Below are 24,885 nucleotides of genomic sequence, written 5' to 3'. Positions count from 1 at the left end.
CGGCCGAATTTTTAAGAGACGCGATCCATATTTATACCGGAGCGCGGACATAAGACGGAGGGATCAGCATGGAACGCAGCGTCCGGTCGGTACCGCACGGCCACGTCGAAGAGACGAACCCATCGTCCGGGAAAGGGACGATGGTCTATTACGATACGTTCGAGGACGTAACGGACGGTCAGCTCGAGATCGCGGTCGCGACGGCGAAGTCGCGTTCGTTCGCGAAGGTCGTCCTGTATCCGCTGCACGAGGAGACGGCGAAGCGGATGTGGAAGCGTTCGTTCGCCCCGTATTATAAGCGGGAGGACCGACTGTTCGACTGGCGAAGCGAGCGAGGGCTGGAGGAAGCGGTCACCGTCGAGAATTGGGAGGGCAAACGCAAGAAGTACACCCCGATCGACGCGGCGCTGCGCCATATCGCGGACATCTACCCTTCGCCTTTGTTTCTGTACGTTTCGCCCGAAACCGCGAACGCGTTCGCTTCGTTCGCCTCGTTCGAGGAGTGGATCGGCAAGCTTCGGCTCATCCTGAACGACGCGCCGACGGACGTCCATCCGAAGCTGGAGAAGTTTCGCCATCGCTGGGACATCGGAGAGAGCAGCTGAGACCGTCGGCTGCTCTTTCCTTATGTCCGGGAGTCGCCGTGAAACATTCGAGCCCCCGGACTCGTTATAGGGGGAAACTCGCGAAAAAGGGGGAATGGCCGATGAAACGGCTTCGAATCGCGACGGGGCTCGCATTGCTTCTGGTTTCGCTGATCGGCTTCTGGACGTATGCGCCGTCGCCGGCGCAGGCATGCTCTTGCGCGATGCCGGGGACGCCGGCGGAGCATCTCGAGCGCGCGGATGCCGTCTTCTCGGGGACGGTCGTCGACGTGAAGCAGAATACGATGGGCTACATTACGAAACGCGTGTTGTTCGAGGCGGAGACGACATGGAAGGGCGTCGACGAGACGCAGGTCGTCGTCGCGACGGGCGGCGGCGGAGGCGACTGCGGCTACGACTTCGAGGAGGGCGAGTCCTACCTGGTGTACGCCGCCGAATCGACGATGTACGGGGACGAGGAACGGCTCGTTACGACGATCTGCGATCGAACGGCATCTTTGGGAGCCGCGACCGAGGACTTGGCGTATCTGGGCGAGGGGCGTCCGCCGGCGACGAAGGTCGACTTCGACCTGCAAGGCCTCGCGGAGGAGCGGGGAGCGGTCGGGGAATCGACCGATCCGGCGTTGCGGCAAGCGTCGTTCTGGGGCATCGGGATCGTCTTGGCGGCGATTTTCCTCTATGTGGTTTGGAATCGGCGAAAGGCGGGAAAATAAAAACAAAACCGCCAAGGAGCTCACTCGCATGACGAACTGGTTCGCGCTGCTCCCATTGTCGCTGTCGCTTTCGCTCGTTCCGTCAGTCTCCGTTCCTCCTGTCGCATCCGCCCTCGATTCGAGCCCTTGCTCGGCGTCGTTCGCCGATTGGATCGACGAGGCGGGGCAGGCGGCGAGGGCTCGTTATCCCGGTGCGACGATCCGAGATTACTTATATGTCGGCTGCAAGCCGATCCCGTCGCTGGATAAGGAATACGTCTACAAACTATGGATCCGCGAGGGCGGGCGTCACTTCGGCGCGTACGTGACGGTGCGCGTCGATCCGGCGACCGGCCGATCCGAGGGCGCGTCGGTCGAGCGGGTCGATGCCGCAACGGCGCCGGCGTACGAGAAGTGGCGGGACCTTGCCGCCGCGACGGCGCGAGCCGCTTACCCGGCGATGACCGTCGTCGATCTGCGTCCATGCTTATGCGAGGCGACGGCCGGCGGCGAGGGGGCGCTGACGTTCAAGGTTTGGCTGCAGGGCGGAGGCGCCTCCAAGCTGACGGACGTTACGATTCGATATCGGATGGATACCGAACGAGTGACGTCGACGGACGTCGTCGTCATTCGTTCGTGGTAGGACAATATCGGGAATCGCCCGGCGGGCCGCGAAGCAGCGGCCCGTTTTTTCATATTCATCCGGACAAGAAAATCATGTAAAATGAACCAGAGCGCTATTGAATTGGAGGATGTGCCCCATGAGCATCGAAGTGTTGGTACAAGCCGCGTCGAGCGGCGATTTGGATACGATGAAGGCATTGCTCGAGACGAACCCGAAGCTCGCCGAGGAGACGCTGCCGAACGGCCTCAGCCCATTGATGGCGGCGATGTATTACGGCAAGCAGCAGGCCGTCGAATGGCTGTTGGACCAAGGCGTGAAGGTCACGATCCACGAAGCGGCGGCGCTCGGAGACGACGAGACGCTGAATTACATGCTCGATTTCGAACCGTCCCTGCTGATGCAATACAGCTTCGACGGGTGGACCCCGCTGCACCTCGCGGCGTTCTTCGGCGGCTTCGAAGCGGCGAAGCTGTTGATCGAACGCGGCGCGGACGTGAACGCGAGATCGACGAACGGCATGAGCAATATGCCGATCCACGCGGCATCGGCCGGCAGCCGGACGAACCTGGTCGCCCTGCTGCTGGAGAAGGGCGCCGATCCGAACGTTCGGCAAAGCGGCGGGTGGACGCCGATTCATCAGGCCGCGGACCGGTGCGACGCGGAGATGGTTCGATTGCTGCTGCGTTACGGCGCCGATCCCGACGCGGCGCAGGACGACGGCCGGACGGCTCGTTCGATCGCGACGGAGAAGGGATATACCGAAGTGTTGAACGTCCTGCCGTAATCGGCGGGACCCAATCGAGGAGGCGAAGGTTGCGATGGAGAAGTTCGGATTGATCGGAAGGTTGATCGCGGTTCCCGGGAAGCGAGACGAGTTGGCTGCGCTGTTATTGGATGCGGCCGCCGCGGCGGAAAGCTTCGACGGCTGCGAGCTGTACGCGGTGCACGTCGCCGACGACGACCCGGACGGAGTATGGGTCACCGAGGTGTGGCGAGACGCGGCGGCGCATCAAGCGTCGCTCCAGCTCGAGTCGACGAAGGCGATGATCGCTCGCGGGCGTCCGTTGATCGCGGGCTTCGGCGAATCCCGGAAGCTGCGGACGCTGGGCGGCAAGGCGCTGTCATGAGCGCGAAGGAACCGATCCTCTTGGAATTCCCGGAGCGCTTCGAGTCCGACCGGCTGGTCATCCGCTGCCCGCAGTGGGGGGACGGTCCGGCCGTGAACGAAGCGACCGTGGAAAGCTTGAACGAGCTGCGTCCTTGGATGCCCTGGGCGAAGGAAGCGCCTTCCGTCGAGGAGACGGAAGCGAATTTGCGGCATGCCCGGCTGCAATATTTGAAGCGAGAGGATTTACGCCTGCTGCTCTTCCTGAAATCCGGCGGCGCGTGCGTCGGCAGCAGCGGACTTCACCGGATCGACTGGGCGGCTCGGAAGTTCGAGATCGGGTATTGGATCCGAACGTCGTATGCGGGTCAAGGCTACATGACCGAAGCGGTCGAAGCGATCGCCGCCTTCGCGGCCCGAGAGCTTGAAGCGAACCGCATCGAGATTCGATGCGACGCTCGCAACGGAAGGAGCGCCAAGGTCGCGGAGCGGCTGGGCTTTACGTTGGAAGGCGTGCTGCGGAACGATTCGGTGGGCGTCGACGGCACGCTGCGCAGCACGAACGTCTATTCGAAGGCGCGAGGCGTCGAATTTACGTAAAGGCGGGATCGACATGCGTACGGAGCAAGAGATGATGGAGCTCATCCTGTCCGTCGCGGCGGCGGACGAGCGGGTTCGCGCCGCGGCGATGAACGGATCGAGGACGAACGCGAACGCGCCGAAGGATCGGTTCCAGGATTACGATATCGTCTACCTCGTCGACGACATCGAGCCTTACCTTCGGGAACCGGGATGGATCGACGTCTTCGGCGAGCGGATCGTGATGCAGACGCCGGACGACAACGCCTTGTTCCCGGCGGAGCGGGGATCTCGATATGCGTACTTGATGCTGTTCGCGGACGGCAATCGGATCGATCTGACGTTGGTTCCGATCGCGGAGCGCGACGCTTACCTCGCGGAGGATAAACTGACGGTCGTCCTTATGGATAAGGACGGGCGGCTGCCGGCTCTGCCGCCGCCGAGCGACGAGGACTACCGGGTGCGACGCCCGGGTCCGGAACATTTTCGAGGGTGCTGCAACGAGTTCTGGTGGGTGTCGCCGTATGTCGCGAAGGGCGCTTGGCGGCGGGAGATGCTGTACGCGACGGAGCATCTCGGCATCGTCCGCGACATGCTGCTGAAGATGCTGGCTTGGCGGGTCGGTTGGGATACGGAGTTTCGCGCGAGCGTCGGCAAGTCTTACAAATATTTAGAGCGTTACGTCTCGGAAGACGTCTGGCGGCGGCTGATGCGTACGTTCCCGGACGGGACGTACGAAGGCGTGTGGGCGGCACTGTACGAGATGGGGGACTTATTTCGCGAGACGGCTCGTGAGGTGGCCGGATTCATGAACTTCGTGTATGACGAGGAGGAGGATCGGCGCGTCTCCGAATACTTGCGGCGCGTCGAATCCATGGAGCGCGAATGAAGCGGAGACGGTACGCGTCGGCGGTCGCGGCGCTCTTGATCGTCGCGCCCGTCGTCGTCAGCCTGCTCCACTACGGCTTCACCCGCGTCGACGACGCGTACGAGCTACAATTCCGCAGGAGCTTGGCCGAAGCGGCGAGCGGCGGCGACGTCCTCGACATGGCGGCCGTCGCGAGCTTCGACTGGGACCGTATGTACATGTTTCCCCCGTATACGACAAGGGACCGGATGGAGGAGACCGTCGGAACGAAGTGGACGCCGCCCGTAAGCTACGTCGGGTATCTGATATATCGATCGGAGCTCGGCAAATACGTCCTTCCCGACGATTCGGTGCATAAACTCGTCTTCGTCCGCGGCGGTGACGTCGTGCTCGACGTTACGCTCGATCGTTCGGTCGACTTCTCATCGAGCCGAGGCCTCGTCTTGCGAAACGAGGCGAGGTACGCGCTCGAGCGAACGGCGGACGGGCGCGTCGTCGCTCGAAATACACCCTAAGAGCAGGAGACTATTGAATCATGAGCGAATCCGCTGCAAAGCTGAAAGAAGCGTTCAAGGCCGCCCCTTATAAGGTAAGCGCGCATAGCGACCGAACCGTCCGAGTGCTGATGGAGGCGTTCCGGAACGTCGAGGAGGAGCTGGAAAGCGACATGTACGGCGCCGGCGCGGCGATCGAGGATTTCCAAAGCAAGATGGCTGCGTTCCTCGGGAAGGAGGCGGCCGTGTTTTTCCCGAGCGGCACGATGGCGCAGCAGATCGCGCTTCGTATCTGGTGCGACCGGCGAGAACGGATGCGCGTCGCGTATCATCCGCTGTGCCATCTGGAAATCCATGAGGAAGACGGATTGAAGAAGCTTCACGGCATCGAGGCCGTATGGCTGGCGGATCGGGACCGCGTCGTCGGCGCGGACGACGTATTGGGCATGCGGGAAGAAGTCGCCTGCATCTTACTCGAGCTGCCGCAGCGGGAAATCGGCGGGCAGCTGCCGCCGTACGAGGAGCTGGAGGCGATCTCGGCGTACTGCCGAGAGCGGGGCATCCGGCTTCATCTGGACGGCGCGCGGTTGCTGGAGTCGCTGCCGTATTACGGGAAGACGGCCGACGAGGTGTGCGCGCTGTTCGACAGCGTGTACTTGTCCGTCTACAAGGGAATCGGCGGCGTCGCCGGCGCCGTGTTGGCCGGCGACGCCTCATTCGCGGCGGAGTCGAAGGTGTGGAAGCGTCGGCACGGAGGCGATCTGATCAGTCTGTACCCTTATGTCCTGAGCGCCGATTATTATTTCGAGCGTCGGAAGGACGAGATGGGGCGCTACTACGAAGAGGCGAAGGAACTGGCGGCCCGCTTCAACGCGTGCGAAGGCGTATCGACCCGGCCGGAGACGCCGGTTTCGAATATGTTCCATGTGCATCTCGCGATGCCGAAGGAAGAAGCGGAAGCTTGGTTGTCGAGCGTCATCCGGGACGCCGGCGTCGGCGTTACGTCTTACGCGAAGGAAGCGGGGGACGGGGCGAGCTGCTTCGAAATCAGCATCGGCGACCGATACGGCACGATTCCGGCGTCCCGATTGGACGGATTGTTCGAACGAATGAAAAAGGGGCTGCCCCATCCGTCTTCGTGACCGGGGGCAGTCCCTTGTTTTTCGTTACGTTACCCTTGAATCGCGCTCGGATCCATCCACATGACTTCCCACTGATGGCCGTCGATGTCCTCGAAGCTCCTGACATACATGAAGCCGTGGTCTTGCGGTTCGTTCGACGCTTTGCCCCCGGCGGCCAGCGCTTTGTCGACGATCGCGTCGACTTGCTCTCGGCTCTCGGCGGAGAGGGCGAGGATGACCTCCGTCGTCTTATGCGCGTTCGCGAGATCCTTCTTGGTGAACGTCGCGAAGTATTCCTCGACCAACAGCATCGCGAAGATGTTGTCGCCGATCACCATACATGTCGCTTTCTCGTCCGTGAATTGCGGGTTGAACTCGAAGCCGACGCTCGAGAAAAACTCCGTCGTTCGTTTCAAATCTTTGATCGGTAAATTGACGAAAATGTTGGACGTACGCAATGCCATGCTCATGCACCTCTTCATTAGATTTTTTGGCGTTCGTTGGTGTGTTTCTGTCTTGAACTCAATATACCCTATAAGGAATATTCCTGTCAAGGAATACTAATGTTTTTTTTGCGCGCGATTGAATCGCGACCCGATGTGTCCTATACTTAACTACATGGTTGAACAAAATAGCGAACGACTGGACAGCGTCTTTCATGCGCTGGCCGATCCGACGAGGCGGGAGATGATCCGGCAGCTGGCCGACCGGGAGCGCACGGTATCCGAACTGGCCGCGCCGTTCGATATGTCGCTGGCGGCGGCGTCGAAGCATATCAAGGTCCTGGAGGGGGCAGGCTTGCTGAGCCGCACGGTACGCGGACGTACCCATCTTTGTCGGCTCGACGCGGAATCTCTCGCATCCGTCTACGAATGGATCGGATTTTACGAACGGTTCTGGACGAAGCAGTTCGACGCGTTGGAGCGCGTATTGCGGGAACAAGATCGAAAGGGGGGCGATGCCACATGATTTCTTACTCGAAGACGAAAGCGGAAATCACGCGCCGGTTCGACTTTCCCGCGGAGCGGGTGTTCGACGCTTGGTTACAACCGGAGACGGCCGGGCTGTGGCTGTTCACGTCGGAAGGGAGCGATCCGTCGGGACGCATCGTCGAGATGGACCCGCGCGTGGGCGGCAAGTGGAGAATGGTCGACCGCCGCGGCGGCGTCGACTACGAAGCCGACGGGGAGTATCTTGAGATCGATCGGCCGAGGCGGATTGTCTTTACGTTCCGGATGAAGATGTTTAGCGATACGACGGACACGGTGATCGTGGAGATCGAGCCGGACGCGAACGGCGGCTGCGTGATGCGCTTTACGCAGGAAATTACGGTGCCGCACGACGACGCGTTGTCGCCGGCGGACGTCGAGCGGATGCTTTCGGAGTATAAGGCCGGTACCGTTCACGGCTGGAACGAAATGTTCGACGCGCTGGCGAGGAAGCTGTAGGAGAGAAGCATAAATGGGGAAGAGGCCGTCCGGGAATGTCGGGCGGCCTCTTCTCCGTAGCTGTGAAGGAATTTACTTCGCTAGATTCAATTGCCACGATACGCCGTATCGGTCTTGCACCCAGCCGAATTTGGCGCTTACAGGCGTCGGGGAAAGCGGCATCAACGCCGCGCCTCCGTCCGTCAGCGAACCGTAGAGCCGATCGATCTCGGCCTCGGAGTCGCATTCGACGAAGAGCGAGATCGAAGGCGTGAAGGTGAAGGCGTGCTGCGCGACGCTGTCGATACACATGAACGTCTGCCCCTTCAGCGAGAAGGTCGCATGCATGACGCTGCCTTCGGGACCGGCTTCGTTCGGACCGAACCGGTGCACGGCGAGGATCTCGGAATCGTCGAATAAGGATACATAATAGTTCATCGCTTCTTCGGCCTGCCCGGTAAACATGAGGAACGTCGAAATTTTGGGCGTAACGGTCGTCATGATCGTCATCCTCTCCTAATGATCGATGGTCAATCGAATAGTTAACTATTCGGTTTAATTATAGTGAAGTTGCGCCCAATAGTCAACCGAATGGTTGAATATTAATCGAAAAAGGAAGACCGCCGTCGGCGATCCTCCCTTAGCCTTACGCGATTAGTTCGTCTCTTCCATCCATCGGAGCAGCTCCTCGTCGAACGTCTCCGGCTCTTCGAGCATGGCGTAATGTCCGCTGCGTTCGAAGATTTTCTTCCGCACCTGCGGCAGACGCTCGTCGATGCCGTCCCAGAGCGCCGTCGGAGCGACGAGATAATCGTACCTTCCTAATCCGAGGAACACCGGGCGGTCGATGAATCGCAGCTCTTCCGTCAAGTCGACTCGGGCGAATCGTTCGCCCCACAAATGATCGATGATCGGCATATTCATGCTTACGTCGCGCCACAGCGGGGCGGGGTCGTAATCGTAATCGTAAAAGCTGTGAGCGCCCATGCGTATGCACATGTGAGCGAAGCGGCGTTCGGGCTCGCGTTCCAAGTCGCCGGGGAGGCGCGCGAAATCCGCTTCGAATTTACGCTTTCGGTCCGGATTCGCCGTCCGTTCGAAGTGGGCGATGCTTCCTTGCTGGCGCTCCGGCGCGTTGGAAGGCGCCGTGTGAAGCAGCGCGAGTTTGCGAACGCGGTCGGGGTACCGGCGAGCGTACGCCGTCGCCATGAACGCATGTCCCGAATGGCCGAGGATGACGAAGCTTTCGAGGTCGAGCGCGCTTCGAACCTCCTCGATGTCTTCGACGACTTTATCCAGATCGATTCGCGACGCGTCGTACGCAAGCGGAGGCTTCGCGAAGCCTCGATGATCGACGAAGATCAGCTTCAAGCGGCCGCGGAGCCGATCGGAGAACAATCTCGGATAAAACGTCTCGCTGCCGACGACGAGAACCGGCGGCCCTTCGCCTTCGATCCGGTAGCCGAGCGCGAAGTCTTCTACATACAATGTTCCCTTCGTAACCATGATAAAATGTAAGTCTCCTTTACCCTGTTCCTATGGCCTCGGACGTCTCGAATGGCAATATTCGGTAATAGGGTAAGGCATCATCCGGCGATTCGTCAAGTATCCTTATTGGGGTCGTGGCGCCGCCCGCGATATGAATATACCCATGGAAGCACAACCCTGATTGATGGGATATTGCTTTTTTACTATGATGGTAGTAATGCTGGATCGAGTGAGGGATCGACGCGAACCCGGAGATCGATTCGCGCCGGGTCGCGCGGCTCGTCGTATCGAAGCAATCGAGTCGCCTCGGAAGCAGGGACGGAGGAGGAGAGTGTATGAACAAGAAGGTCGTGCTCGCCGGAGGAACCGGCTTTATCGGGAACGATTTCCGGCGGCGGTTCGAGCTTCTCGGCTATACGGTCGTCGATATTTCGCGTCGTCCGGGGCATGTGTCTTGGGATGACGCAGCCGGCATCGCGAAGGCGCTGGAGGGGGCGGACGCGCTCATCAACTTGGCAGGACGTACGGTCAATTGCCGGTATAACGCCAAGAACCGGGAGGAGATCCTTATCTCCCGTACCGAGACGACGGCCCTTCTCGGTCGAGCCGTCGCCGCTTGCGCCGCTCCTCCGAAGCTGTGGATCAATTCCAGTACGGCGACGATTTACCGGCATGCGGAGGATCGGCCGATGACCGAGGCGGACGGGGAGATCGGCGAAGGCTTCTCCGTGGAGGTCGCCAAGGCGTGGGAGAAGGCGTTCTTCGCCTTCCGCCTGCCGCATACGCGCCAAGTCGCGCTGCGGATCGCGATCGCGCTCGGACCGAACGGAGGCGTCATGACGCCTTATCTGAATCTCGTTCGCTTCGGACTCGGCGGCGCGCAAGGCTCGGGGAACCAAATGTTCAGCTGGATTCACGTGGAGGATTTGTTCCGCATCGTTCGATTCGCGCAGGAGAACGAGCGGATCGAAGGCGTCTTGAACGCTTCCTCGCCGCATCCGGTGACGAACCGAGTGTTGATGCGCACGATTCGCGAAGCCATGGGGCGGAAATTCGGTCTGCCCGCGTCGCGCCCGATGCTCGAGCTCGGCGCGCTGATGCTCCGAACGGAGACGGAGCTGATCTTGAAGAGCCGTTGGGTCGTGCCGGACCGACTGATGAAGGAAGGCTTCGAATTCCGGTACGGCACGTTGAAAGAAGCTTTGAAGAACATATTGTCGTAAGAGAGCCCGGGGATGCTTCCCGAGGCTCTTTTCTTGTACCGTCTCTTCCCTCTTGAACTTCCGAGCCGAGGCCGGGTGCACGACGGGCGCACGAAGGGCGCACGAATCTTTCCGGCCGCCCTTCCTTCTGCGATGCCCCGCCGCCGAATACACTGGGTATCAATACGGTAGTAGGGGGAGGTCATCCTCAATGCAGACGTTCTATACCGTCAGACCCGGGGATACGTTATCTTCGATCGCGAAGCGTTGGGAGGTGCCGGTCGCCTCGCTCGTCGCCGCGAATCGGCTCGCGGCGCCGGATGTCATCTATCCGGGCCAGCAGCTGTCGGTTCCGTCCGGCGTCGCCAGGGTTCGGGTCAAGGCGGGGGATTCCGTTTATTCGCTCGCGCAGGCGTACGGCGTGCCGACGTCGGTCGTCATCGGAGCCAATCGGCTGCATCCGCCTTATACGATCTACGTCGACCAACAGTTGGCGATTCCGCCCGGCGTACCTTATTACACGGTACAGCCCGGCGATACGTTGTATGAGTTGGCGGGTCGGTATCACGTATCGACGGACGGCGCCAGAAGACCGGAACTCATTCGGGAAGCGAACCGGCTGCCTTCCGACCGGATCGTCGTCGGCATGCGATTGGTGATTCCGTACGCGCCGCCCGGCGGCTTCGGGCAAATCGCCTACATCTCGGACCGGGAAGGAACGTTCGACTTGTGGGTATACGATCCTACGAGCGGGCGATCCACAGCTATCGGCGGAGGCCGCGCGGATCGTCATTCGGTCCCTTATTGGTCGCCGGACAGCCGACGTATCGCCTTCGTCGGCAAGCAAGGCGTGCTCTTCGTCGTCGACGTGCCGCAGGGCGTCGTTCGGCAGATCGATCAAATCGAGCCTTACACGTCGATGTCCTGGTCGCCCGACGGCACGCGGCTCGCCTACGCGAAAGGCGACGCAATCGAAATCTATGACGTCGACTCGTTCGCGCACGGGTCGATTCCGGTTCCCGGCGTCAAGTCCGCGCTCTGGTTCCCGTCCGCCGGCGAACGATTATTGTACGTGGCGTCGGAGCCGACGGGGAACGACGCGTTCTACGAGATCCGCGCCGACGGCGCGGCGCGGCGCCGGCTGCCGGTTTCGGCCGCCGGACCGAAGAACGAGGTGTCGCTGTCGCCGGACGGCGCTTATGCTGCGTTCACCTCTCCCGGCGCAAGCATCTCGATGGTGTACGTCGCGGATCTCGCGACGGGGAACGTCTATGGCCTGATAGGCGGTCCGATGGCCAAAAACTACGATCCGAGCTGGTCGCCCGACGGCTCCGCCATCGTCTACAGCTCCAACGAATACGACGAGCGTAAGGGCTACTATTCGACAGTTCGCGTCGAACGGCCGCAGGGAGGAGCTCAGCGTATCGTCGCCGCCTCCGATTGCTTCGCCACGCCGGTGTCCTGGTCGCCCGACGGCCGGGCGATCGCCTACTTGTCAGGCTGCGGAGCGCGGGGGCTCGCGAGCGAGCTTTGGGTCGTGCGGCTCGACTTCCCCGCTCCCGTGCTTGCCGCCGGCGGCGCCGCGACCGGCGCCGTCGCGATCACGTCCGCGCGTTGGTCGCCAAGGCCGATGCCGCCGGGACCGGTCGCCGTCTACCGCAACGAGATCTACAAGGTAAGCTTCTCGTATCCCGCGGCGTGGCGGCAGACGAGCGACACCCGATTCGAAGGAGCGGACGGCTTCTTCGAAATTTCCGCCGTGGCGAGCGAGCTGCCGTTCGAACAGCTATGCCGCGAGATCGCGAACCATCCGTTGCAGCCGTTCGGTTCGGCTCCGCGCATCGTGCCGGGCCGCGTGCAAGGCGCGGAGGCTTGCTACATTTTCGCATCCGACGATCAGTCTCCCGAGCTCCGCCGGCAGTCGGCGCTGCTTGCGGCCTATCCCGAGCCCGTCGTCATCGGCGAAGTCGTCTACCCGTACTTCATCCTGTGGGCGGATCGGGAGCATCTCGCCTCGATCGCTTCGAGTTTGATCTTCCTGCAATGAACGCGAGCCGCCTTCGGGCGGCTTTTCCTTTGTCGCCGGAACGGATAAGCCTAGGACGATTGTGTAAAGCTGAGGAGGGCGAGTTTCCTATTTATTAGCATAACTAATGGTTCCTATAAAATGATTCTCATTGCTTGCAGACGCCACCTGTGGTAGCTTCAAGAGAGCGAAAAAAATCTTAGGGAAATACTCGGAATTCATTCGTATGCGACGAGAGGGTGTTTTTGGTTGGTACTTCAAGTGACGAACAGTCCATTCCATCAAGAGCAAGTCGATCTCTTGAACCGGCTGCTCCCGACGTTGTCGGAATCGCAGCGCATCTGGCTCGGGGGTTACTTGGCCGCGCTGCAAGGCGGAGCGGTCGCTGCCGTTCCGGCCGGCGCGCAGGCGACGGCGGCCCCGTCGGCCCCGGCGGCCGGCGCGGTCTCCAAGGAGGTCACGATTCTGTACGGCTCCCAGACCGGCAACAGCCAGCGGCTGTCGAAGAAGCTGGGCGAGAAGCTGCAAGCGCAAGGGTTTCAGGTGACGCTCTCCTCGATGGGCGACTTCAAGACGAATAATTTAAAGAAGGTCGAGACGCTCCTGATCGCGGTCAGCACGCACGGCGAAGGGGATCCGCCCGACAATGCGATCCCGTTCTACGAATTCCTGAACAGCAAGCGCGCGCCGCGGCTGGAGGGCATGCGGTTCTCCGTGCTGGCGCTCGGCGATACGTCGTACGAGAAGTTTTGCCAGACGGGCAAAGATTTCGACAAGCGTCTCGAGGAGCTCGGCGCGAGCCGATTGACGCCGCGCGTCGATTGCGACGTCGATTACGACGAGCCGGCCGCCGAGTGGATGAATCAAGTGACCGAGGCGCTGAACGCGGCGTCGGGCACGAGCTCGTCCGCCGGCGCGGCGGCCGTCGCATTGGCCGGAGCGGGAGTTCCGGGGGCGGCGATATCGGAATATTCGCGAACGAATCCGTTCGAAGCCGAAGTGCTCGAAAACTTGAACTTGAACGGCCGCGGCTCCGATCGCGAGACGCGTCATCTCGAGCTGTCGCTCGAGGGCTCGAACCTGGATTATGAGCCGGGCGATTGCCTGGGCGTCTACGCGCAAAACCATCCGCGCCTCGTGGAAGAATTGATCGAGGCGATGGGCTGGAGCGCGGAAGAACTCGTTCCCGTGAACAAGAACGGCGATCAGCGTCCGCTCCGCGAGGCGTTGTCCCGACATTTCGAAATTACCGTATTAACGAAGCCGCTGCTCGAACAAGCCGCGAAGCTGAGCTCGAACGGGGCGCTTCAGGAGCTCGTCTCCGCAGGCCGCGAGGCGGACCTTCGCGCCTATGCCGCGGAGCGGGATTTGCTCGACTTGGTGCAGGACTACAATCTTAAAGGAATTCCGGCGAAGGAGTTCGTCGCGATTCTTCGGAAGCTGCCGGCTCGCTTGTATTCGATCTCCAGCAGCTCGAAGGCGAACCCGGGCGAGGTGCATCTGACGATTCGGAAGGTGCAATACGAGGCGCAAGGCCGCCAGCGGTACGGCGTCTGCTCGACGTACGTCGCCGAGGGGCTTGCGCCGGGCGATACGGTGCCGGTGTACGTGCATCAAAATCCGAACTTCAAGATGCCGCAAAATCCGGATGCCCCGATCATCATGATCGGACCGGGCACCGGGGTGGCTCCGTTCCGCGCGTTCCTCGGCGAGCGGGAAGAGATCGGCGCCTCCGGCAAGTCGTGGTTGTTCTTCGGCGACCAGCACTTCGCTACGGATTTCTTGTATCAGACCGATTGGCAGCGTTGGTTGAAGGACGGCGTGCTGACCCGCATGGACGTAGCGTTCTCCCGCGATACGGACAAGAAAGTGTACGTGCAGCACCGGATGCTCGAGAAGAGCAAGGAGCTGTACCAGTGGCTTCAGGAAGGCGCCAGCGTGTACGTGTGCGGCGACGAGAAGCGGATGGCGCATGACGTGCACGCCGCGCTCGGCGCCATCATCGAGCGGGAAGGCGGCTTCAGTCCGGAGGAAGCGGCGGAATACCTCAGCCGCATGCAGCAAGATAAGCGTTATCAGCGGGACGTCTATTAATCGGCTTCCCGTCCTTCAATTCGCGAGAGGAGTACGAGCGACATGTCAGAAAATAACTTGCTGTCACCGAACAGCGCGCCGCATAGCGACGTAGAGGATATCAAGCGTCGAAGCAACTACCTGCGGGGCACGCTGGCGGAGACGCTGGAAGACAGAATCACCGGGTCGATCCCCGAAGACGATAATCGATTGATGAAGTTTCACGGCAGCTATATGCAGGACGACCGGGACTTGCGCAACGAGCGGAAGAAGCAGAAGCTCGAGCCCGCTTTTCAATTCATGCTGCGCGTCCGCGCCGCGGGAGGCGTCGTGACGCCGCAGCAGTGGCTTATGATGGACCGCGTGGCGCAAAAATACGCGAACGGCACGATTCGCCTCACGACGCGTCAGTCGTTCCAACTCCACGGCGTGCTCAAGTGGAATATGAAGTCCACGATCCAAGAAGTGAACGAAGCGCTGCTCAGCACGCTCGCCGCTTGCGGCGACGTCAACCGGAACGTGATGTGCAACCCGAATCCGCATCAATCCGAGATTCACGGCGAAGTATACGAATGGGCGAGCAAGGTGAGCGCGCATCTCGACCCCCGCACGCGGGCGTATCATGAGATCTGGCTGGACGAGGAGAAGGTATTCGACAGCCGCGAGCACGAGCCGGTCGAGCCGATCTACGGTCCGGTCTACCTGCCGCGGAAGTTCAAGATCGGCATCGCCGTGCCGCCGTCCAACGATGTCGACGTCTTCTCGCAAGACCTCGGCTTCATCGCGATCGTCGAGAACGGCAAGCTGGCCGGCTTCAACGTAGCCGTCGGCGGCGGCATGGGCATGTCGCACGGCGACACGAAGACGTATCCGCAAGTATCGCGCGTCATCGGCTTCATTAAGCCTGAGCAGATCGTCGACGTCGCCGAGAAGATCGTCACGATCCAACGCGACTACGGCGACCGTTCCGTCCGCAAGCACGCGCGCTTCAAGTATACGATCGACGACCGCGGGCTCGAATGGCTCGTCGGCGAACTGCATGCCCGCCTCGGGTATGAGCTCGAAGAAGCGCGGTCGTACCACTTCGAGAGCAACGGCGATCGGTACGGATGGGTGAAGGGAACCGACGGCAAGTGGCACTTCACGATGTTCGTTCAGAACGGTCGAGTCAAAGACTTCGAAGGCTACGAGCTGATGACGGGGCTGCGCGAGATCGCGAAGGTCCACGCGGGCGACTTCCGCTTGACGGGGAATCAAAATTTGATCATCAGCAACGTATCTAGCCAAAAGAAGAAAAAAATCGAAGAGCTGATCAAGACGTACGGTCTTCACGACGGCGCTCGCCATACGGCGCTGCAGCGCAACTCGATGGCCTGCGTCGCGCTTCCGACGTGCGGACTCGCGATGGCCGAGGCGGAGCGGTACTTGCCGGAGCTGCTCGACAAGATCGAGCCGATACTCGACGAGAACGGCTTGCGCGAGGAAGACATCGTGATCCGCATGACGGGCTGCCCGAACGGCTGCGCCCGTCCGATGCTAGCGGAGCTCGGCTTCATCGGCAAGGGGCCGGGTAAGTACAACATGTACTTGGGCGGCGGCTTCGCGGGACAGCGGCTGAACAAGCTGTACCGCGAAAACATCGGCGAGAAGGAAATTCTCGACGAGCTGAAGCCGATCTTCAAGCGCTACGCGACGGAGCGCGAGGACGGCGAGCGCTTCGGCGACTTCGTCATCCGCGCGGGCTACGTCAAGGAAGTGCGCTCGGGATTGGATTTCCACGACTAATGAAAGAACGAGAAGAGTCGACCGTTTTCGGTCGGCTCTTTTTTTTATGCGAGGGTTGTCGTCATTTTCCAAGGAAACGATTGACAGCCCCGCAATAAGGCGTTAATCTAATAAAACCGACTAGTCAGTCACTTTAATCGATGCGAGGGAGAAGCGATGCCGAAAGTCAGCGATGCGTACAAAGAGAAGAAGCGAGCGGACATTTTGCGGCATGCCCTCGCCTGCTTCGGCGAGAAGGGGTTCCAGACCGCGACGATCGACGATATCGCTCTCCGGAGCGGCATGAGCAAGGGCGCGATCTACGGCTACTTCGAGAGCAAGGAAGAGATGTACATCCGTTTGATGGAGTCCGGTACGGAGGAGATGTTCCGGATGCTTCGCAACGATTTCGCCGGCTTGCCGGCGGTCGATAAGCTCCGGACGCTGATCCGCCATTATCGTAATCAGGAGCTCACGAGCGAATGGGTCGGCGCGGGCCGGGTGCATATGGAGTTCTGGATTCATTCGGCGCGGAACGAGGACGTGAAGCGCGTGATGGTCGGCCGATACGAACGATTCGTCGCGCTTGTGGAAGAGATCGTAGAAGAAGGCAAGCGGGAGGGCGTCTTCGGCGACGTCAATGCGCGAGAGATGTCGGATTTGTTCTGGGCGGCGGCCGACGGCATCTTCCTGCGGATTACGGTGTTGGATCGGCAAGAGCTGTACGAAAAACTATGGGACGACGCGGAGGAAATGTTTCTCCGAACATTGTCGCGGAACGGAGACGGAGCGGCGTTATGAAGATTTTGGTACTAGGCGGGACTCGGTTCGTAGGCAAGCATATGGTTGAGGCGGCGACGGCGAGGGGACACGAGGTGACGCTGTTCAATCGGAATCAGCGGCCGGGCGTCTTCCCCGACTTGGAGACGCTCGTCGGCGATCGGGACGGAGACTTGAAGGCGCTTGAGGGAAGGACATGGGACGCCGTGATCGACACGTGCGGGTATGTGCCTAGAATCGTGAAGAAATCGTTAGAGGCGCTCGCGAGCCGCGTCGGTCATTACACCTTCATCTCCACATTGGACGTGTACGACCAACCTGATGTCGTGGGCATCGACGAGAACCATCCGCTCGCGCCGCTGACCGACGAATCGATCGAGGACGTTCATGTCGCTTACGGTCCGTTGAAGGCCCGATGCGAACAAGAGGTCGAACGGGCGATGCCGGGGCGAAGCCTGATCGTCCGTTGCGGCTTGGTCGTCGGCCCGGGGGATCTGTCCGATCGATTCACGTACTGGCCTACCCGCATCGCGAGAGGCGGGGAGACGCTGGCCCCCGGCAACCCGAACGCTCCGATCCAATGGATCGATGCCAGAGACTTGGCCGAATGGGTCGTTCGGATGATCGAACGACAAGCGCAAGGCGTCTTCAACGCGACCGGGCCCGAACAAAGGGTGACGGTCGGAGACGTCCTAAGTCGGAGCAACGTAGCGCTCGGGTCGCCTGCGGAATTCGTCTGGGTCGAGGAGCCGTTCTTGCTGGAACAGGGCGTGGGCTTCTGGATCGAGATGCCGCTCTGGCTGCCGAAGAAGGAAAAGTTGGGCGGCATCATGACGCTTAACGTCATGAAGGCGGTCCGAGAGGGATTGACGTTCCGTCCGCTGGAAGACACCGTCCGCGATACGTTGGCTTGGGATCGAGCGAGAGGCGAAGACGTCAAGCGGGTCGCGGGACTCGACGCGGAGAAGGAGCGACGGCTGCTCGACGAATGGCGCCGCGCGTCGGCCGCGCGGATGTAGGGGGCCTAATCGATGGAGACGAACCTGACTCTCGACCGGGCGAACGCTTCGTCGCTCCTCGTCGTTCACGCCTTATGGGAGGACGCTTATCGCTTTCTTGCCGCGAACGGCATTGAGCAGTGGCGTCCCGAGCAAGTGACGTTGGCAGCCGTGACGTACGCTTTCGAGCGGAGCGAGATGTTCCTCGTCCGCGACGCGTCCGAGAACGTCTTCGTCGGCACCTTCTTTCTGCTCCGTTCGGACCCTCATGTTTGGAAGGGCGACGAGCGGACGGACGCGGCGTACTTGCACCGTCTCGTCGTCGGCCGCCGCTACGCGGGACGCGGGCTCGGGAAGCAGGTGCTGGAGCTGGCGGAAGCGTACATGCGGAACCGCGGGATCGCTTGCTTCCGCCTCGATTGCATGGCGGATAACGCCAAGTTGAACGAATTCTACCGTTCGGCGGGCTTCGCGTACAAGGGTCGCACGGACGGCGACGGCTGGAGCGCGAGTTTATTCGAAAAGGAACTCGGATAACAAGGGTACATCGATCAAGAAAGGCGGTCCGCCTGAAGGCGGCACCGCCTTTCTTTTTCGTTGAACGGGACAGGAAAGTATCTTAAGATGGGAAGAAAGGAACCAAATTCATCCAGCTGCTTGCGAGGAGGCGCGATGAGGATGATGTGGGTGTACGGCGATGTTCGATCAGGGCATCCTGGGGCGGAACGTCTTCGACGCGGTATACGCCGCGATTCGCGAGCTTCTGCCTTACGCGCCGAAGGACAAATATTTGGTCCATGGCGATTTTCATTTCTGGAACATGCTGTCCGACGGCTCGACGGTGACGGGCATCGTCGATTGGGAGACGGCCATGTACGGCGATTTCATGTTCGACGTGGCCGTTCTGCATCTCTGGCATCCTCAGGCGCGCTTCCCGGAGCGAGTGCGCGAAGCATGGGAAGCCGAAGGAGACGCGATCCCGCGGTTCGACGAGCGGCTGCTCCGTTACCGGCTGATCAAAGGGTTGGACGGTTGGGTCCGTATGCAGGGCAATACGACTTGCCCGGCGGGAGACTGGAACCCTCGGAGTCGTTGGAACAAGCGGTGACGCGGGAGTTTCGGGAGGAGACGGGGGTGGCGGTTCGAGTCGTCGGCAGCATCGGCGTCTGCGATTTCCAGGTGTTGTGGACGCTGGAGGATCGCTCGACGGAACGACTGCATCATATTGCGATGCTCTATCAAGTGGAGGTCGACCGTCGGGAGGAGGTTCGTCCGGTCAAGGCGTTCCCCGGACAAGATTCCGATGGGGCGGCGTGGTTGCCGCCGGAGGAGATCGAGGCTCGCTCCGTCTCGCCGGTAGTCCTGCAAGCGGTCGATTGGCTTCGCTCTCGGCGCCTTTCCGTCGCGAGAAGCTTGTTCGATTACAGAACGTAGAGAAAGAGAGCGCGAGTGTTCTCACGCTCTCTCCCTTATTGAAGAATTTGAAGAATATTTAGCGGCGGCACGCGCCTGCTTCGAATCGTCTCGATCTGCGCGTCCGTCAAGCGGCGTCCCACGACGATGAGCGAGGACATCCGGTCGTTGTAGTCCGCCAAGTCCGCGACATTCGTATTGCCTCGGTACACGCGCATCGCGCCTCGGAAATCGGTTCTCGAAAATAGAAGCAACGTAACTTGGTTGCTATTCACGACGTTCCGAAGCCGGAAGCTGGACAATTGGCCGTTGAAGCTGAGCGCGCGCGCATCGCGGATGGCGACGCCTCCTCGTCTTAGCCGAATGCGCCGTCCTGCGAAGTTAACGTCGGCGAACATATCCAGTCTGACATCGCGATTGACCATGATAGACATTACCCCTTCCCTATGAGGATATGTAATAGTCTATGCGAGCTTGGATAGAGAGGGATGGGTGGATGCGAGGCGGTAGATGACCATTTCCGGTACGCCGGGCGATGACCAGGTGGAAGAGGGGGGTTCGAAAGTGAAGGCGATGGTGTATACCTCCTACGGTACTCCGGAACGGCTCGCGCTTCGGGAAGTGGAGAAACCGATTCCCGCTCCCGGCGAAGTGTTGATCCGAGTGTATGCCGCATCCTTGAATTCATGGGACTGGGACTTGTTAAGAGGCAAGCCGTGGCTGACCCGCCTCGAGGGGCTGCGCACCCCGAAGTACGGCATATTGGGCGCGGATATCGCCGGACGGGTGGAGGCGACGGGCAGCGGCGTCCATGCGTTCCGTCCCGGGGATGAAGTGTTCGGGGACCTTTCCGGCTGCGGCTTCGGCGGATTGTCCGAATACGTTCGCGCTCGAGCGGATGTTTTATCATTGAAGCCGCCCGGCATGTCGTTCGAGGAAGCTGCGGCGGTTCCCCAAGCGGGCGTCCTTGCTTTACAGGGGTTGAGGGACAAGGGAAGCATCAAGAGAGGACAGAACGTCATGATCAACGGCGGGGGCGGGGGCGTAGGAACGTTCGCGGTGCAGCTCGCCAAGACGTACGGCGCTGACGTGACCGTCGTAGACGCCGCCGGGAAACTGGATAAGCTCGTCTCGATCGGCGCGGATCGAGTCGTCGACTACGCCGCGGAGGATATCTCGAGAATGGGTCGAACCTACGACCTCATCCTAGACGTCGTGGGCAATCGATCCGCGCTGGATTTTAACCGGATCCTGCGCCCGCAAGGTTCCTATGTCATGGTCGGGGGGACCGTCCATCGTTTGTTTCAGCTGCTTCTCTTCGGCCCGCTGCTTTCGACGGCGACCCGCAAGAAATCGGGGTTCCTGATCCACAGACCGAACCCGCAGGATTTGCGGCTGTTGGGCGAACTCTACGCGAACGGAAAGCTGGCGCCCGTCATCGATCGGTGCTACCCGCTGCGAGAGGCGGCCGAAGCTTTCGAATATTTCGGGAGCGGGCGGCATGTCGGGAAAATCGTCATTCGCATGGAGCATCTATTGCCATGTCCGCTTCGCTGACCAATAATGGAGGCATTACCATATTCATTGCATAGGATGATGAGCCTTGGATTTTACGCCGCTGTCCCGATTTATCGACCATATCACCTCTTGGCGCATCCCGTGGGCGGAGGTGCTGGTCATGCACCGCAACGAGACGGTGTTCCGTTACCGGAACGGCTACGCCGACCTGGAGGAGAAGACGCCGATCGACGACCGGCGGATCATTCACTTGTATTCGATGACGAAAATCATGACGTGCACTGCAGGACTTCAGCTCGTCGAGAAGGGCGCCCTACTGCTGCAGGATCCGCTGTCGGCCTATTTGCCGGAATACGCCGAGATGACCGTGAAGAAGACGCTTCCCGACGGTACGATCGCTTTGGAGAAGGCGAAGAGGGCGATCACGGTGCGCGATGTATTCGCCATGACGGCCGGCTTCTCGTACGATCTTGGTGCCCCGTCCATTCGGGACGTCGTCCGGCGTACGGAAGGCAAGGTGCTGACCCGCGAATTCGCGGCGGCGCTCGCGAAAGAGCCGCTGCTGTTCGAACCCGGCACGCGATGGAACTACAGCCTCTGCCATGACGTGCTCGCCGCACTGGTCGAGGTCGTGGACGGCAGGAGCTTCGGCGCGTATGTGCGGGAAGAGATCATCGAGCCGCTCGGGATGAGCGACACGGGCTTCGATCTTTCCGGCGAGCAGCTAACCCGTCTGGCGCCGCAGTACGAATACAACGATGCGCTCGGGAAACCCGTTCGCAAGGACGGGAACGGATTCCGGATCGGAACGTCGTTCGAAAGCGGCGGAGCGGGACTGTTGTCGACCGTAAGCGATTACGCCCTGTTCTTGAACGCGCTGACCAACCTTGGCACAAGCCCGAACGGCGTGCGCATTCTGTCGCCGGCGTCGGTGGACTTGATGCGGACCGACCATCTTGCCGAGGAGATGCGGGGCGATTTCTCCGGAGTGCGGCTGGCCGGCTACGGCTTCGGATTGGGCGTCAGAACCCATATCTCTAAGGCGGAAAGCGGGTCGCTGAGCCCGCACGGCGAATTCGGCTGGAGCGGCGCCGCCGGATGTCTCGCCATCGTCGACCCGGCGTCGCAATTGACCGTCATGTACGCCCAGCATATGCTAAACAATCAGGAGCCCTACGTCCATCCGCGGTTGAAAAACATCGTTTACGGATGTCTATAGGTTCATACCGAAGAGGAGGAAGTCATGAATTATTATTATGCGATCGTCGCCGGAATTCTGGCGGTCGTCTCCGTCTTTACCGGCGAAATCGTATCGTACGTGCTTCTTGGGTTTATCCTCTTGGCATTAAACAATATCCATAAGGTATTGCAGGACATCTCGAGAAAGATGGATAAGAAGGACTGAGCGAGGGAGGGACCGACGGCTTGGACATTCCGGACTTGAATCTCTTCATGATGTGCAGCGCCTTGAACCCGGCTGCGCTTCGCGGAATGCCGCCCCCGTTCCGCGTCCGAACGTGCAGGAAAGAAGAGTTGGACGTTTGGAAAGCGATGCCTTTCGACGATGCGAATTCGGCTGAGGCCTATCGCGGCTATATGACGAATTTTTTTCAAGACGTATACGCGGGCGAAGGGGATTTGTTTTTCGAAAAGTGCTTATTCGTCTGCGGCGACGACGATCAGCCGATCGCGACATGCTTTGTATGGAAAGCCTACAACCGTGTCAACATTACGCAGCCTGCCAGCTATCGCGCGATCAAGCTGTATGCCGACTTCGGGTTCGTCGTCTTGACCGACCCCATCATCGGGAATCGACGCAACGACGTAGAAGCGTGTTTGCCCATTCTCGAACTATGCATGTCCCCGGGGGAGTTCGCGAAACTTCGATTTGCCCAAGCACCGAGGGATTTCTTAGAGACGGTGCGTTCCTCCGAGATCCATGAGTTTTAAAAAGAAGAGCGGCAGTCCGGACGACGATCGTCCGCGGCTGCCGCTTGTTTCTTTATAAGATGCCGTTCAAGCTGCCGCCGGCAGCGAACAGCCGGTCGATCCGCTTCTCGACCGACGGCTCGGGGACGAGGGGCGGGGCGTGATGCGGCTTCGTTCGCGCGTCGATGACGACGTTGTCGCAGCCCCAATGCTTGAACGCGTAACCGGCGTTCACCCCGTACATGTCATGGGACGGGTTGCTGCGAGTGAAGGTCGTCCACAAGAAGTTAGCCAGCGACGCGCTGACGAAGGAGCTATCGTCGCATAACACGATCAAGGGGCATTCCGGCATCGCGCCGCGTGCGCCGATCGCGTTCGTCAGCTCCCGCAGCTGACGCTCGGCCTCCGCGTAGCCGACGAAGGCCGGGCCCTCCAACGCGACGACGCCCGGCAGGGCGAGCCGCGGATTTCCGAAATCGCGAAGCTCCTTAAGCTGCTCCGGAACGTCGGCGCAGAGCTCGCGTTTCTTGTCGCCGCAGGCGGCGAAGATGACTTTGCTCCCCTGGTTGAGGCCGGTTCCGGAATAGTCCAGCGTGTCGATCGTCGTATTCGTCTGGAAGTGGAGATCCCGCTTCAGGTCGATCCTCTCCAGCACGTACTGGAAGAACTCCGCTTCGCGATGCGTGCTGAGCGGCTGCTTCTCCTCGGCGGCGATAAACAAATATTTGGCAAGGCTCAGTTGGCCTGTGCCGAGAATCCGATTCGCGATCGTAAGCAGCTCGGCCGGCTGCTTTACCGCGGCGTAAGGGGTATATCGTTCGCTGCCGACGGCGAACAGCAGCGGATGAACGCCCGCGGCATCGACGGCGTGCACCTCCTTCGCGCCCGGCACCTCCTGCTTCACGGCGTCGCCTGTCAATTCGTGAATGAGCGCTCCGAACGCCGTATCCTCTTGAGGCGGTCTGCCGACGACGGTGAACGGCCAGATCGCGTTGCGCTTCGCGTAGACCTTCCGTACGCGCATCATCGGGAACGCATGGATTAAGCTGTAGTACCCGAGATGGTCGCCGAACGGTCCTTCCGGCTTCGTCTCGCCGGGATGAATCTCGCCCGTAATGACGAAGTCGGCGTCGCTGCTGATGCAGTATCCGTCCGCATAACCGTATCGGAAGCGGCGTCCCGACAACAGGCCGGCGAACGTCAGCTCGCTTAAGCCCTCCGGCAGCGGCATTACGGCCGACAACGTGTGCGCCGGCGGTCCGCCGACGAAGATGCTCACTTTGAGCGGTTCGCCCTTCCGGTCGGCCTTATGCTGGTGAATTCCGATGCCCCGATGAATTTGGTAATGAAGCCCGATTTCTTGATTCGTCGCATAGTCGTTCCCTGTCAGCTGCACTCGGTACATCCCCAAGTTGGCGTTCATAATGCCCGGCTTGTCCGGATCTTCGGTATACACCTGCGGCAGCGTGACGAAGGCGCCTCCGTCCATCGGCCAGTGCTTGATCAGCGGTAAGTCCGTAATCGCCGCTTCCTCGAATCCGGCCGCGGCGTTGCCGAGTTTCAGAGGCAGCGCCTTCGTCGCCGCCGTCGCCGCTCGGACGTTCTGGAACGGCTGCTTCAACGCCTTCATCGGATCGTTGCGCAGCGCGATAACGTTCTGCGTCGCCTCCCACGTCTGCCGGAACATGAATCGGCTTCGTTCCAGCGTCCCGAACAGGTTGGAGACCGCTCGGTAACGCGAACCTTTCACGTTTTCGAACAAGAGGGCAGGACCGCCCGCCTCGAATACGCGAAGGTGGATGGCGGCCATCTCCAGTTCGGGATCGACTTCCTCGCGGATTCGAACGAGATGACCGTGTCGTTCCAGATCGATAATGCAGGATTCCAATGTAGAGTACATCTGAAGTTGCTCCTATCCTCAGGCAGCGAATCGCTGCGAAGTATCGCGTAAGATGGCGCAACCTTATTTTACATGTTTGTACCGGGCTTTGAAAGAACGGCAGGCTCGTTCGATCGGTTTCATATGGGAATATTTACATGAATGGGGTATGATTGAGGAACCGATCGACGTAGTCGACGATGGAGAACGATTGTTACATAGGTCGGAGGTACGAAACGTGAAACGAGTCATGGTCTGCACCGCATGTTTTTATATGCGCAGATGCCATCCCACTTTCC

29 protein-coding genes are annotated in these 24,885 nt (G+C 60.5%); 24 read left to right on the top strand and 5 right to left on the bottom strand.

The genetic code is table 11. The features are described 5' to 3' along the window. Positions 1-68 precede the first annotated feature (68 nt). From RIN49_RS23655 to RIN49_RS23615, 9 genes are all read left to right on the top strand, one after another. A complete protein-coding gene (locus tag RIN49_RS23655) occupies positions 69-605 on the top strand; it encodes a hypothetical protein (protein ID WP_309122614.1) in 537 nt (178 codons plus the stop codon). A gap of 101 nt (positions 606-706) precedes the next feature. Beyond that, positions 707-1,318, top strand: a complete 612-nt coding sequence (locus tag RIN49_RS23650; protein ID WP_309122613.1) for a hypothetical protein — start codon at positions 707-709, stop codon at positions 1,316-1,318. 28 nt (positions 1,319-1,346) lie between these two features. Then, positions 1,347-1,940, top strand: a complete 594-nt coding sequence (locus RIN49_RS23645) for a DUF3889 domain-containing protein (protein WP_309122612.1) — start codon at positions 1,347-1,349, stop codon at positions 1,938-1,940. A gap of 118 nt (positions 1,941-2,058) precedes the next feature. Then, entirely contained in the window at positions 2,059-2,706 is a 648-nt protein-coding gene (locus tag RIN49_RS23640) for an ankyrin repeat domain-containing protein (protein ID WP_309122611.1), read from the top strand. 34 nt (positions 2,707-2,740) lie between these two features. Then, positions 2,741-3,049 (top strand): putative quinol monooxygenase, encoded by a 309-nt coding sequence (locus tag RIN49_RS23635; RefSeq protein ID WP_309122610.1) that lies wholly within the window; start codon positions 2,741-2,743, stop codon positions 3,047-3,049. After that, the gene (locus RIN49_RS23630; protein ID WP_309122609.1) at positions 3,046-3,627 is read left to right on the top strand and encodes a GNAT family N-acetyltransferase; all 582 of its coding nucleotides are present in this window, start codon (positions 3,046-3,048) and stop codon (positions 3,625-3,627) included. Before RIN49_RS23635 ends, RIN49_RS23630 begins: the two co-directional genes overlap by 4 nt. Before the next feature lie 13 nt (positions 3,628-3,640). Beyond that, complete coding sequence (locus tag RIN49_RS23625) at positions 3,641-4,495, top strand: aminoglycoside 6-adenylyltransferase (protein WP_309122608.1); 855 nt, start codon at positions 3,641-3,643, stop codon at positions 4,493-4,495. Next, the gene (locus tag RIN49_RS23620) at positions 4,492-4,989 is read left to right on the top strand and encodes a hypothetical protein (RefSeq protein ID WP_309122607.1); all 498 of its coding nucleotides are present in this window, start codon (positions 4,492-4,494) and stop codon (positions 4,987-4,989) included. Before RIN49_RS23625 ends, RIN49_RS23620 begins: the two co-directional genes overlap by 4 nt. 20 nt (positions 4,990-5,009) lie before the next feature. Beyond that, positions 5,010-6,110, top strand: coding sequence for a threonine aldolase family protein (locus RIN49_RS23615; RefSeq protein ID WP_309122606.1), 1,101 nt, complete (start codon positions 5,010-5,012; stop codon positions 6,108-6,110). 29 nt (positions 6,111-6,139) lie between these two features. Here the strand turns inward: RIN49_RS23615 and RIN49_RS23610 are convergent, their stop codons facing one another. Continuing rightward, a complete protein-coding gene (locus RIN49_RS23610) occupies positions 6,140-6,553 on the bottom strand; it encodes a VOC family protein (RefSeq protein ID WP_309122605.1) in 414 nt (137 codons plus the stop codon). A 154-nt stretch (positions 6,554-6,707) separates the two neighbouring features. Here RIN49_RS23610 and RIN49_RS23605 point away from each other — a divergent pair, with 154 nt between their 5' ends. Next, on the top strand, positions 6,708-7,058 hold the full coding sequence (locus RIN49_RS23605; protein ID WP_309122604.1) for an ArsR/SmtB family transcription factor: 351 nt from the start codon (positions 6,708-6,710) through the stop codon (positions 7,056-7,058). Then, the gene (locus tag RIN49_RS23600) at positions 7,055-7,537 is read left to right on the top strand and encodes an SRPBCC family protein (RefSeq protein WP_309122603.1); all 483 of its coding nucleotides are present in this window, start codon (positions 7,055-7,057) and stop codon (positions 7,535-7,537) included. Before RIN49_RS23605 ends, RIN49_RS23600 begins: the two co-directional genes overlap by 4 nt. A gap of 72 nt (positions 7,538-7,609) precedes the next feature. On the opposite strand, the gene RIN49_RS23595 is transcribed toward RIN49_RS23600, so the two are convergent. Beyond that, complete coding sequence (locus RIN49_RS23595; protein WP_309122602.1) at positions 7,610-8,017, bottom strand: VOC family protein; 408 nt, start codon at positions 8,015-8,017, stop codon at positions 7,610-7,612. A 153-nt stretch (positions 8,018-8,170) separates the two neighbouring features. Continuing rightward, positions 8,171-9,022 carry an alpha/beta fold hydrolase gene (locus RIN49_RS23590; protein WP_309122601.1) on the bottom strand — a complete coding sequence of 284 codons (852 nt, stop codon included), beginning with the start codon at positions 9,020-9,022 and terminating at the stop codon, positions 8,171-8,173. Positions 9,023-9,339: 317 nt separating this feature from the next. On the opposite strand from RIN49_RS23590, the gene RIN49_RS23585 reads away from it, so the two are divergent. The 9 genes from RIN49_RS23585 to RIN49_RS23545 all read left to right on the top strand — a co-directional run bounded on the left by RIN49_RS23585 (position 9,340) and on the right by RIN49_RS23545 (position 19,281). Then, positions 9,340-10,227, top strand: a complete 888-nt coding sequence (locus RIN49_RS23585; RefSeq protein WP_309122600.1) for a TIGR01777 family oxidoreductase — start codon at positions 9,340-9,342, stop codon at positions 10,225-10,227. Positions 10,228-10,417: 190 nt separating this feature from the next. After that, positions 10,418-12,253 (top strand): LysM peptidoglycan-binding domain-containing protein, encoded by a 1,836-nt coding sequence (locus RIN49_RS23580; protein ID WP_309122599.1) that lies wholly within the window; start codon positions 10,418-10,420, stop codon positions 12,251-12,253. Between the two features lie 228 nt (positions 12,254-12,481). Further along, a complete protein-coding gene (locus RIN49_RS23575; protein WP_309122598.1) occupies positions 12,482-14,326 on the top strand; it encodes an assimilatory sulfite reductase (NADPH) flavoprotein subunit in 1,845 nt (614 codons plus the stop codon). A gap of 42 nt (positions 14,327-14,368) precedes the next feature. Beyond that, positions 14,369-16,090, top strand: coding sequence for an assimilatory sulfite reductase (NADPH) hemoprotein subunit (gene cysI, locus RIN49_RS23570; protein WP_309122597.1), 1,722 nt, complete (start codon positions 14,369-14,371; stop codon positions 16,088-16,090). Positions 16,091-16,246: 156 nt separating this feature from the next. Further along, entirely contained in the window at positions 16,247-16,870 is a 624-nt protein-coding gene (locus RIN49_RS23565) for a TetR/AcrR family transcriptional regulator (RefSeq protein WP_309122596.1), read from the top strand. Beyond that, positions 16,867-17,868: an NAD-dependent epimerase/dehydratase family protein gene (locus RIN49_RS23560; RefSeq protein ID WP_309122595.1), complete on the top strand. Its 1,002-nt coding sequence runs from the start codon at positions 16,867-16,869 to the stop codon at positions 17,866-17,868. Before RIN49_RS23565 ends, RIN49_RS23560 begins: the two co-directional genes overlap by 4 nt. 12 nt (positions 17,869-17,880) lie before the next feature. Beyond that, entirely contained in the window at positions 17,881-18,384 is a 504-nt protein-coding gene (locus RIN49_RS23555; RefSeq protein WP_309122594.1) for a GNAT family N-acetyltransferase, read from the top strand. 160 nt (positions 18,385-18,544) lie between these two features. Next, entirely contained in the window at positions 18,545-18,955 is a 411-nt protein-coding gene (locus RIN49_RS23550) for an aminoglycoside phosphotransferase family protein (protein ID WP_309122593.1), read from the top strand. Continuing rightward, the gene (locus RIN49_RS23545; protein WP_309122592.1) at positions 18,880-19,281 is read left to right on the top strand and encodes an NUDIX domain-containing protein; all 402 of its coding nucleotides are present in this window, start codon (positions 18,880-18,882) and stop codon (positions 19,279-19,281) included. The genes RIN49_RS23550 and RIN49_RS23545 overlap by 76 nt, the downstream gene beginning before the upstream one ends. A gap of 35 nt (positions 19,282-19,316) precedes the next feature. Here the strand turns inward: RIN49_RS23545 and RIN49_RS23540 are convergent, their stop codons facing one another. Then, positions 19,317-19,685, bottom strand: coding sequence for a hypothetical protein (locus RIN49_RS23540; RefSeq protein ID WP_309122591.1), 369 nt, complete (start codon positions 19,683-19,685; stop codon positions 19,317-19,319). A gap of 85 nt (positions 19,686-19,770) precedes the next feature. Between RIN49_RS23540 and RIN49_RS23535 the strand changes: the two genes are divergently transcribed. The 4 genes from RIN49_RS23535 to RIN49_RS23520 are packed head-to-tail and all read left to right on the top strand — an operon-like array spanning position 19,771 to position 22,728. After that, a complete protein-coding gene (locus RIN49_RS23535; protein ID WP_309122590.1) occupies positions 19,771-20,817 on the top strand; it encodes an NAD(P)-dependent alcohol dehydrogenase in 1,047 nt (348 codons plus the stop codon). A gap of 46 nt (positions 20,818-20,863) precedes the next feature. Beyond that, positions 20,864-21,997 (top strand): serine hydrolase domain-containing protein, encoded by a 1,134-nt coding sequence (locus RIN49_RS23530; RefSeq protein ID WP_309122589.1) that lies wholly within the window; start codon positions 20,864-20,866, stop codon positions 21,995-21,997. Between the two features lie 24 nt (positions 21,998-22,021). Further along, entirely contained in the window at positions 22,022-22,183 is a 162-nt protein-coding gene (locus RIN49_RS23525) for a hypothetical protein (protein WP_309122588.1), read from the top strand. 20 nt (positions 22,184-22,203) lie between these two features. After that, complete coding sequence (locus tag RIN49_RS23520; protein ID WP_309122587.1) at positions 22,204-22,728, top strand: GNAT family N-acetyltransferase; 525 nt, start codon at positions 22,204-22,206, stop codon at positions 22,726-22,728. 52 nt (positions 22,729-22,780) lie between these two features. Here RIN49_RS23520 and RIN49_RS23515 read toward each other — a convergent pair whose 3' ends face one another. Continuing rightward, on the bottom strand, positions 22,781-24,607 hold the full coding sequence (locus RIN49_RS23515; RefSeq protein ID WP_309122586.1) for a UbiD family decarboxylase: 1,827 nt from the start codon (positions 24,605-24,607) through the stop codon (positions 22,781-22,783). Positions 24,608-24,885 lie beyond the last annotated feature (278 nt).

Source organism: Paenibacillus sp., from assembly GCF_031177825.1.
Classification (GTDB): Bacteria; Bacillota; Bacilli; order Paenibacillales; family YIM-B00363; genus Paenibacillus_AE.
Note: the sequence above shows the minus strand (reverse complement) of the source record. Positions and strands in the feature narration are given on the sequence as shown.

Bases quoted from the DNA above. Each gene is read 5' to 3' on its own strand.
- RIN49_RS23655 (WP_309122614.1), top strand. From the start codon at position 69: ATGGAACGCAGCGTCCGGTCGGTACCGCACGGCCACGTCGAAGAGACG.
- RIN49_RS23650 (WP_309122613.1), top strand. From the start codon at position 707: ATGAAACGGCTTCGAATCGCGACGGGGCTCGCATTGCTTCTGGTTTCG.
- RIN49_RS23645 (WP_309122612.1), top strand. From the start codon at position 1,347: ATGACGAACTGGTTCGCGCTGCTCCCATTGTCGCTGTCGCTTTCGCTC.
- RIN49_RS23640 (WP_309122611.1), top strand. From the start codon at position 2,059: ATGAGCATCGAAGTGTTGGTACAAGCCGCGTCGAGCGGCGATTTGGAT.
- RIN49_RS23635 (WP_309122610.1), top strand. From the start codon at position 2,741: ATGGAGAAGTTCGGATTGATCGGAAGGTTGATCGCGGTTCCCGGGAAG.
- RIN49_RS23630 (WP_309122609.1), top strand. From the start codon at position 3,046: ATGAGCGCGAAGGAACCGATCCTCTTGGAATTCCCGGAGCGCTTCGAG.
- RIN49_RS23625 (WP_309122608.1), top strand. From the start codon at position 3,641: ATGCGTACGGAGCAAGAGATGATGGAGCTCATCCTGTCCGTCGCGGCG.
- RIN49_RS23620 (WP_309122607.1), top strand. From the start codon at position 4,492: ATGAAGCGGAGACGGTACGCGTCGGCGGTCGCGGCGCTCTTGATCGTC.
- RIN49_RS23615 (WP_309122606.1), top strand. From the start codon at position 5,010: ATGAGCGAATCCGCTGCAAAGCTGAAAGAAGCGTTCAAGGCCGCCCCT.
- RIN49_RS23610 (WP_309122605.1), bottom strand. From the start codon at position 6,553: ATGGCATTGCGTACGTCCAACATTTTCGTCAATTTACCGATCAAAGAT.
- RIN49_RS23605 (WP_309122604.1), top strand. From the start codon at position 6,708: ATGGTTGAACAAAATAGCGAACGACTGGACAGCGTCTTTCATGCGCTG.
- RIN49_RS23600 (WP_309122603.1), top strand. From the start codon at position 7,055: ATGATTTCTTACTCGAAGACGAAAGCGGAAATCACGCGCCGGTTCGAC.
- RIN49_RS23595 (WP_309122602.1), bottom strand. From the start codon at position 8,017: ATGACGACCGTTACGCCCAAAATTTCGACGTTCCTCATGTTTACCGGG.
- RIN49_RS23590 (WP_309122601.1), bottom strand. From the start codon at position 9,022: ATGGTTACGAAGGGAACATTGTATGTAGAAGACTTCGCGCTCGGCTAC.
- RIN49_RS23585 (WP_309122600.1), top strand. From the start codon at position 9,340: ATGAACAAGAAGGTCGTGCTCGCCGGAGGAACCGGCTTTATCGGGAAC.
- RIN49_RS23580 (WP_309122599.1), top strand. From the start codon at position 10,418: ATGCAGACGTTCTATACCGTCAGACCCGGGGATACGTTATCTTCGATC.
- cysI (WP_309122597.1), top strand. From the start codon at position 14,369: ATGTCAGAAAATAACTTGCTGTCACCGAACAGCGCGCCGCATAGCGAC.
- RIN49_RS23565 (WP_309122596.1), top strand. From the start codon at position 16,247: ATGCCGAAAGTCAGCGATGCGTACAAAGAGAAGAAGCGAGCGGACATT.
- RIN49_RS23560 (WP_309122595.1), top strand. From the start codon at position 16,867: ATGAAGATTTTGGTACTAGGCGGGACTCGGTTCGTAGGCAAGCATATG.
- RIN49_RS23555 (WP_309122594.1), top strand. From the start codon at position 17,881: ATGGAGACGAACCTGACTCTCGACCGGGCGAACGCTTCGTCGCTCCTC.
- RIN49_RS23550 (WP_309122593.1), top strand. From the start codon at position 18,545: ATGTTCGATCAGGGCATCCTGGGGCGGAACGTCTTCGACGCGGTATAC.
- RIN49_RS23540 (WP_309122591.1), bottom strand. From the start codon at position 19,685: ATGGTCAATCGCGATGTCAGACTGGATATGTTCGCCGACGTTAACTTC.
- RIN49_RS23535 (WP_309122590.1), top strand. From the start codon at position 19,771: ATGACCATTTCCGGTACGCCGGGCGATGACCAGGTGGAAGAGGGGGGT.
- RIN49_RS23525 (WP_309122588.1), top strand. From the start codon at position 22,022: ATGAATTATTATTATGCGATCGTCGCCGGAATTCTGGCGGTCGTCTCC.
- RIN49_RS23515 (WP_309122586.1), bottom strand. From the start codon at position 24,607: ATGTACTCTACATTGGAATCCTGCATTATCGATCTGGAACGACACGGT.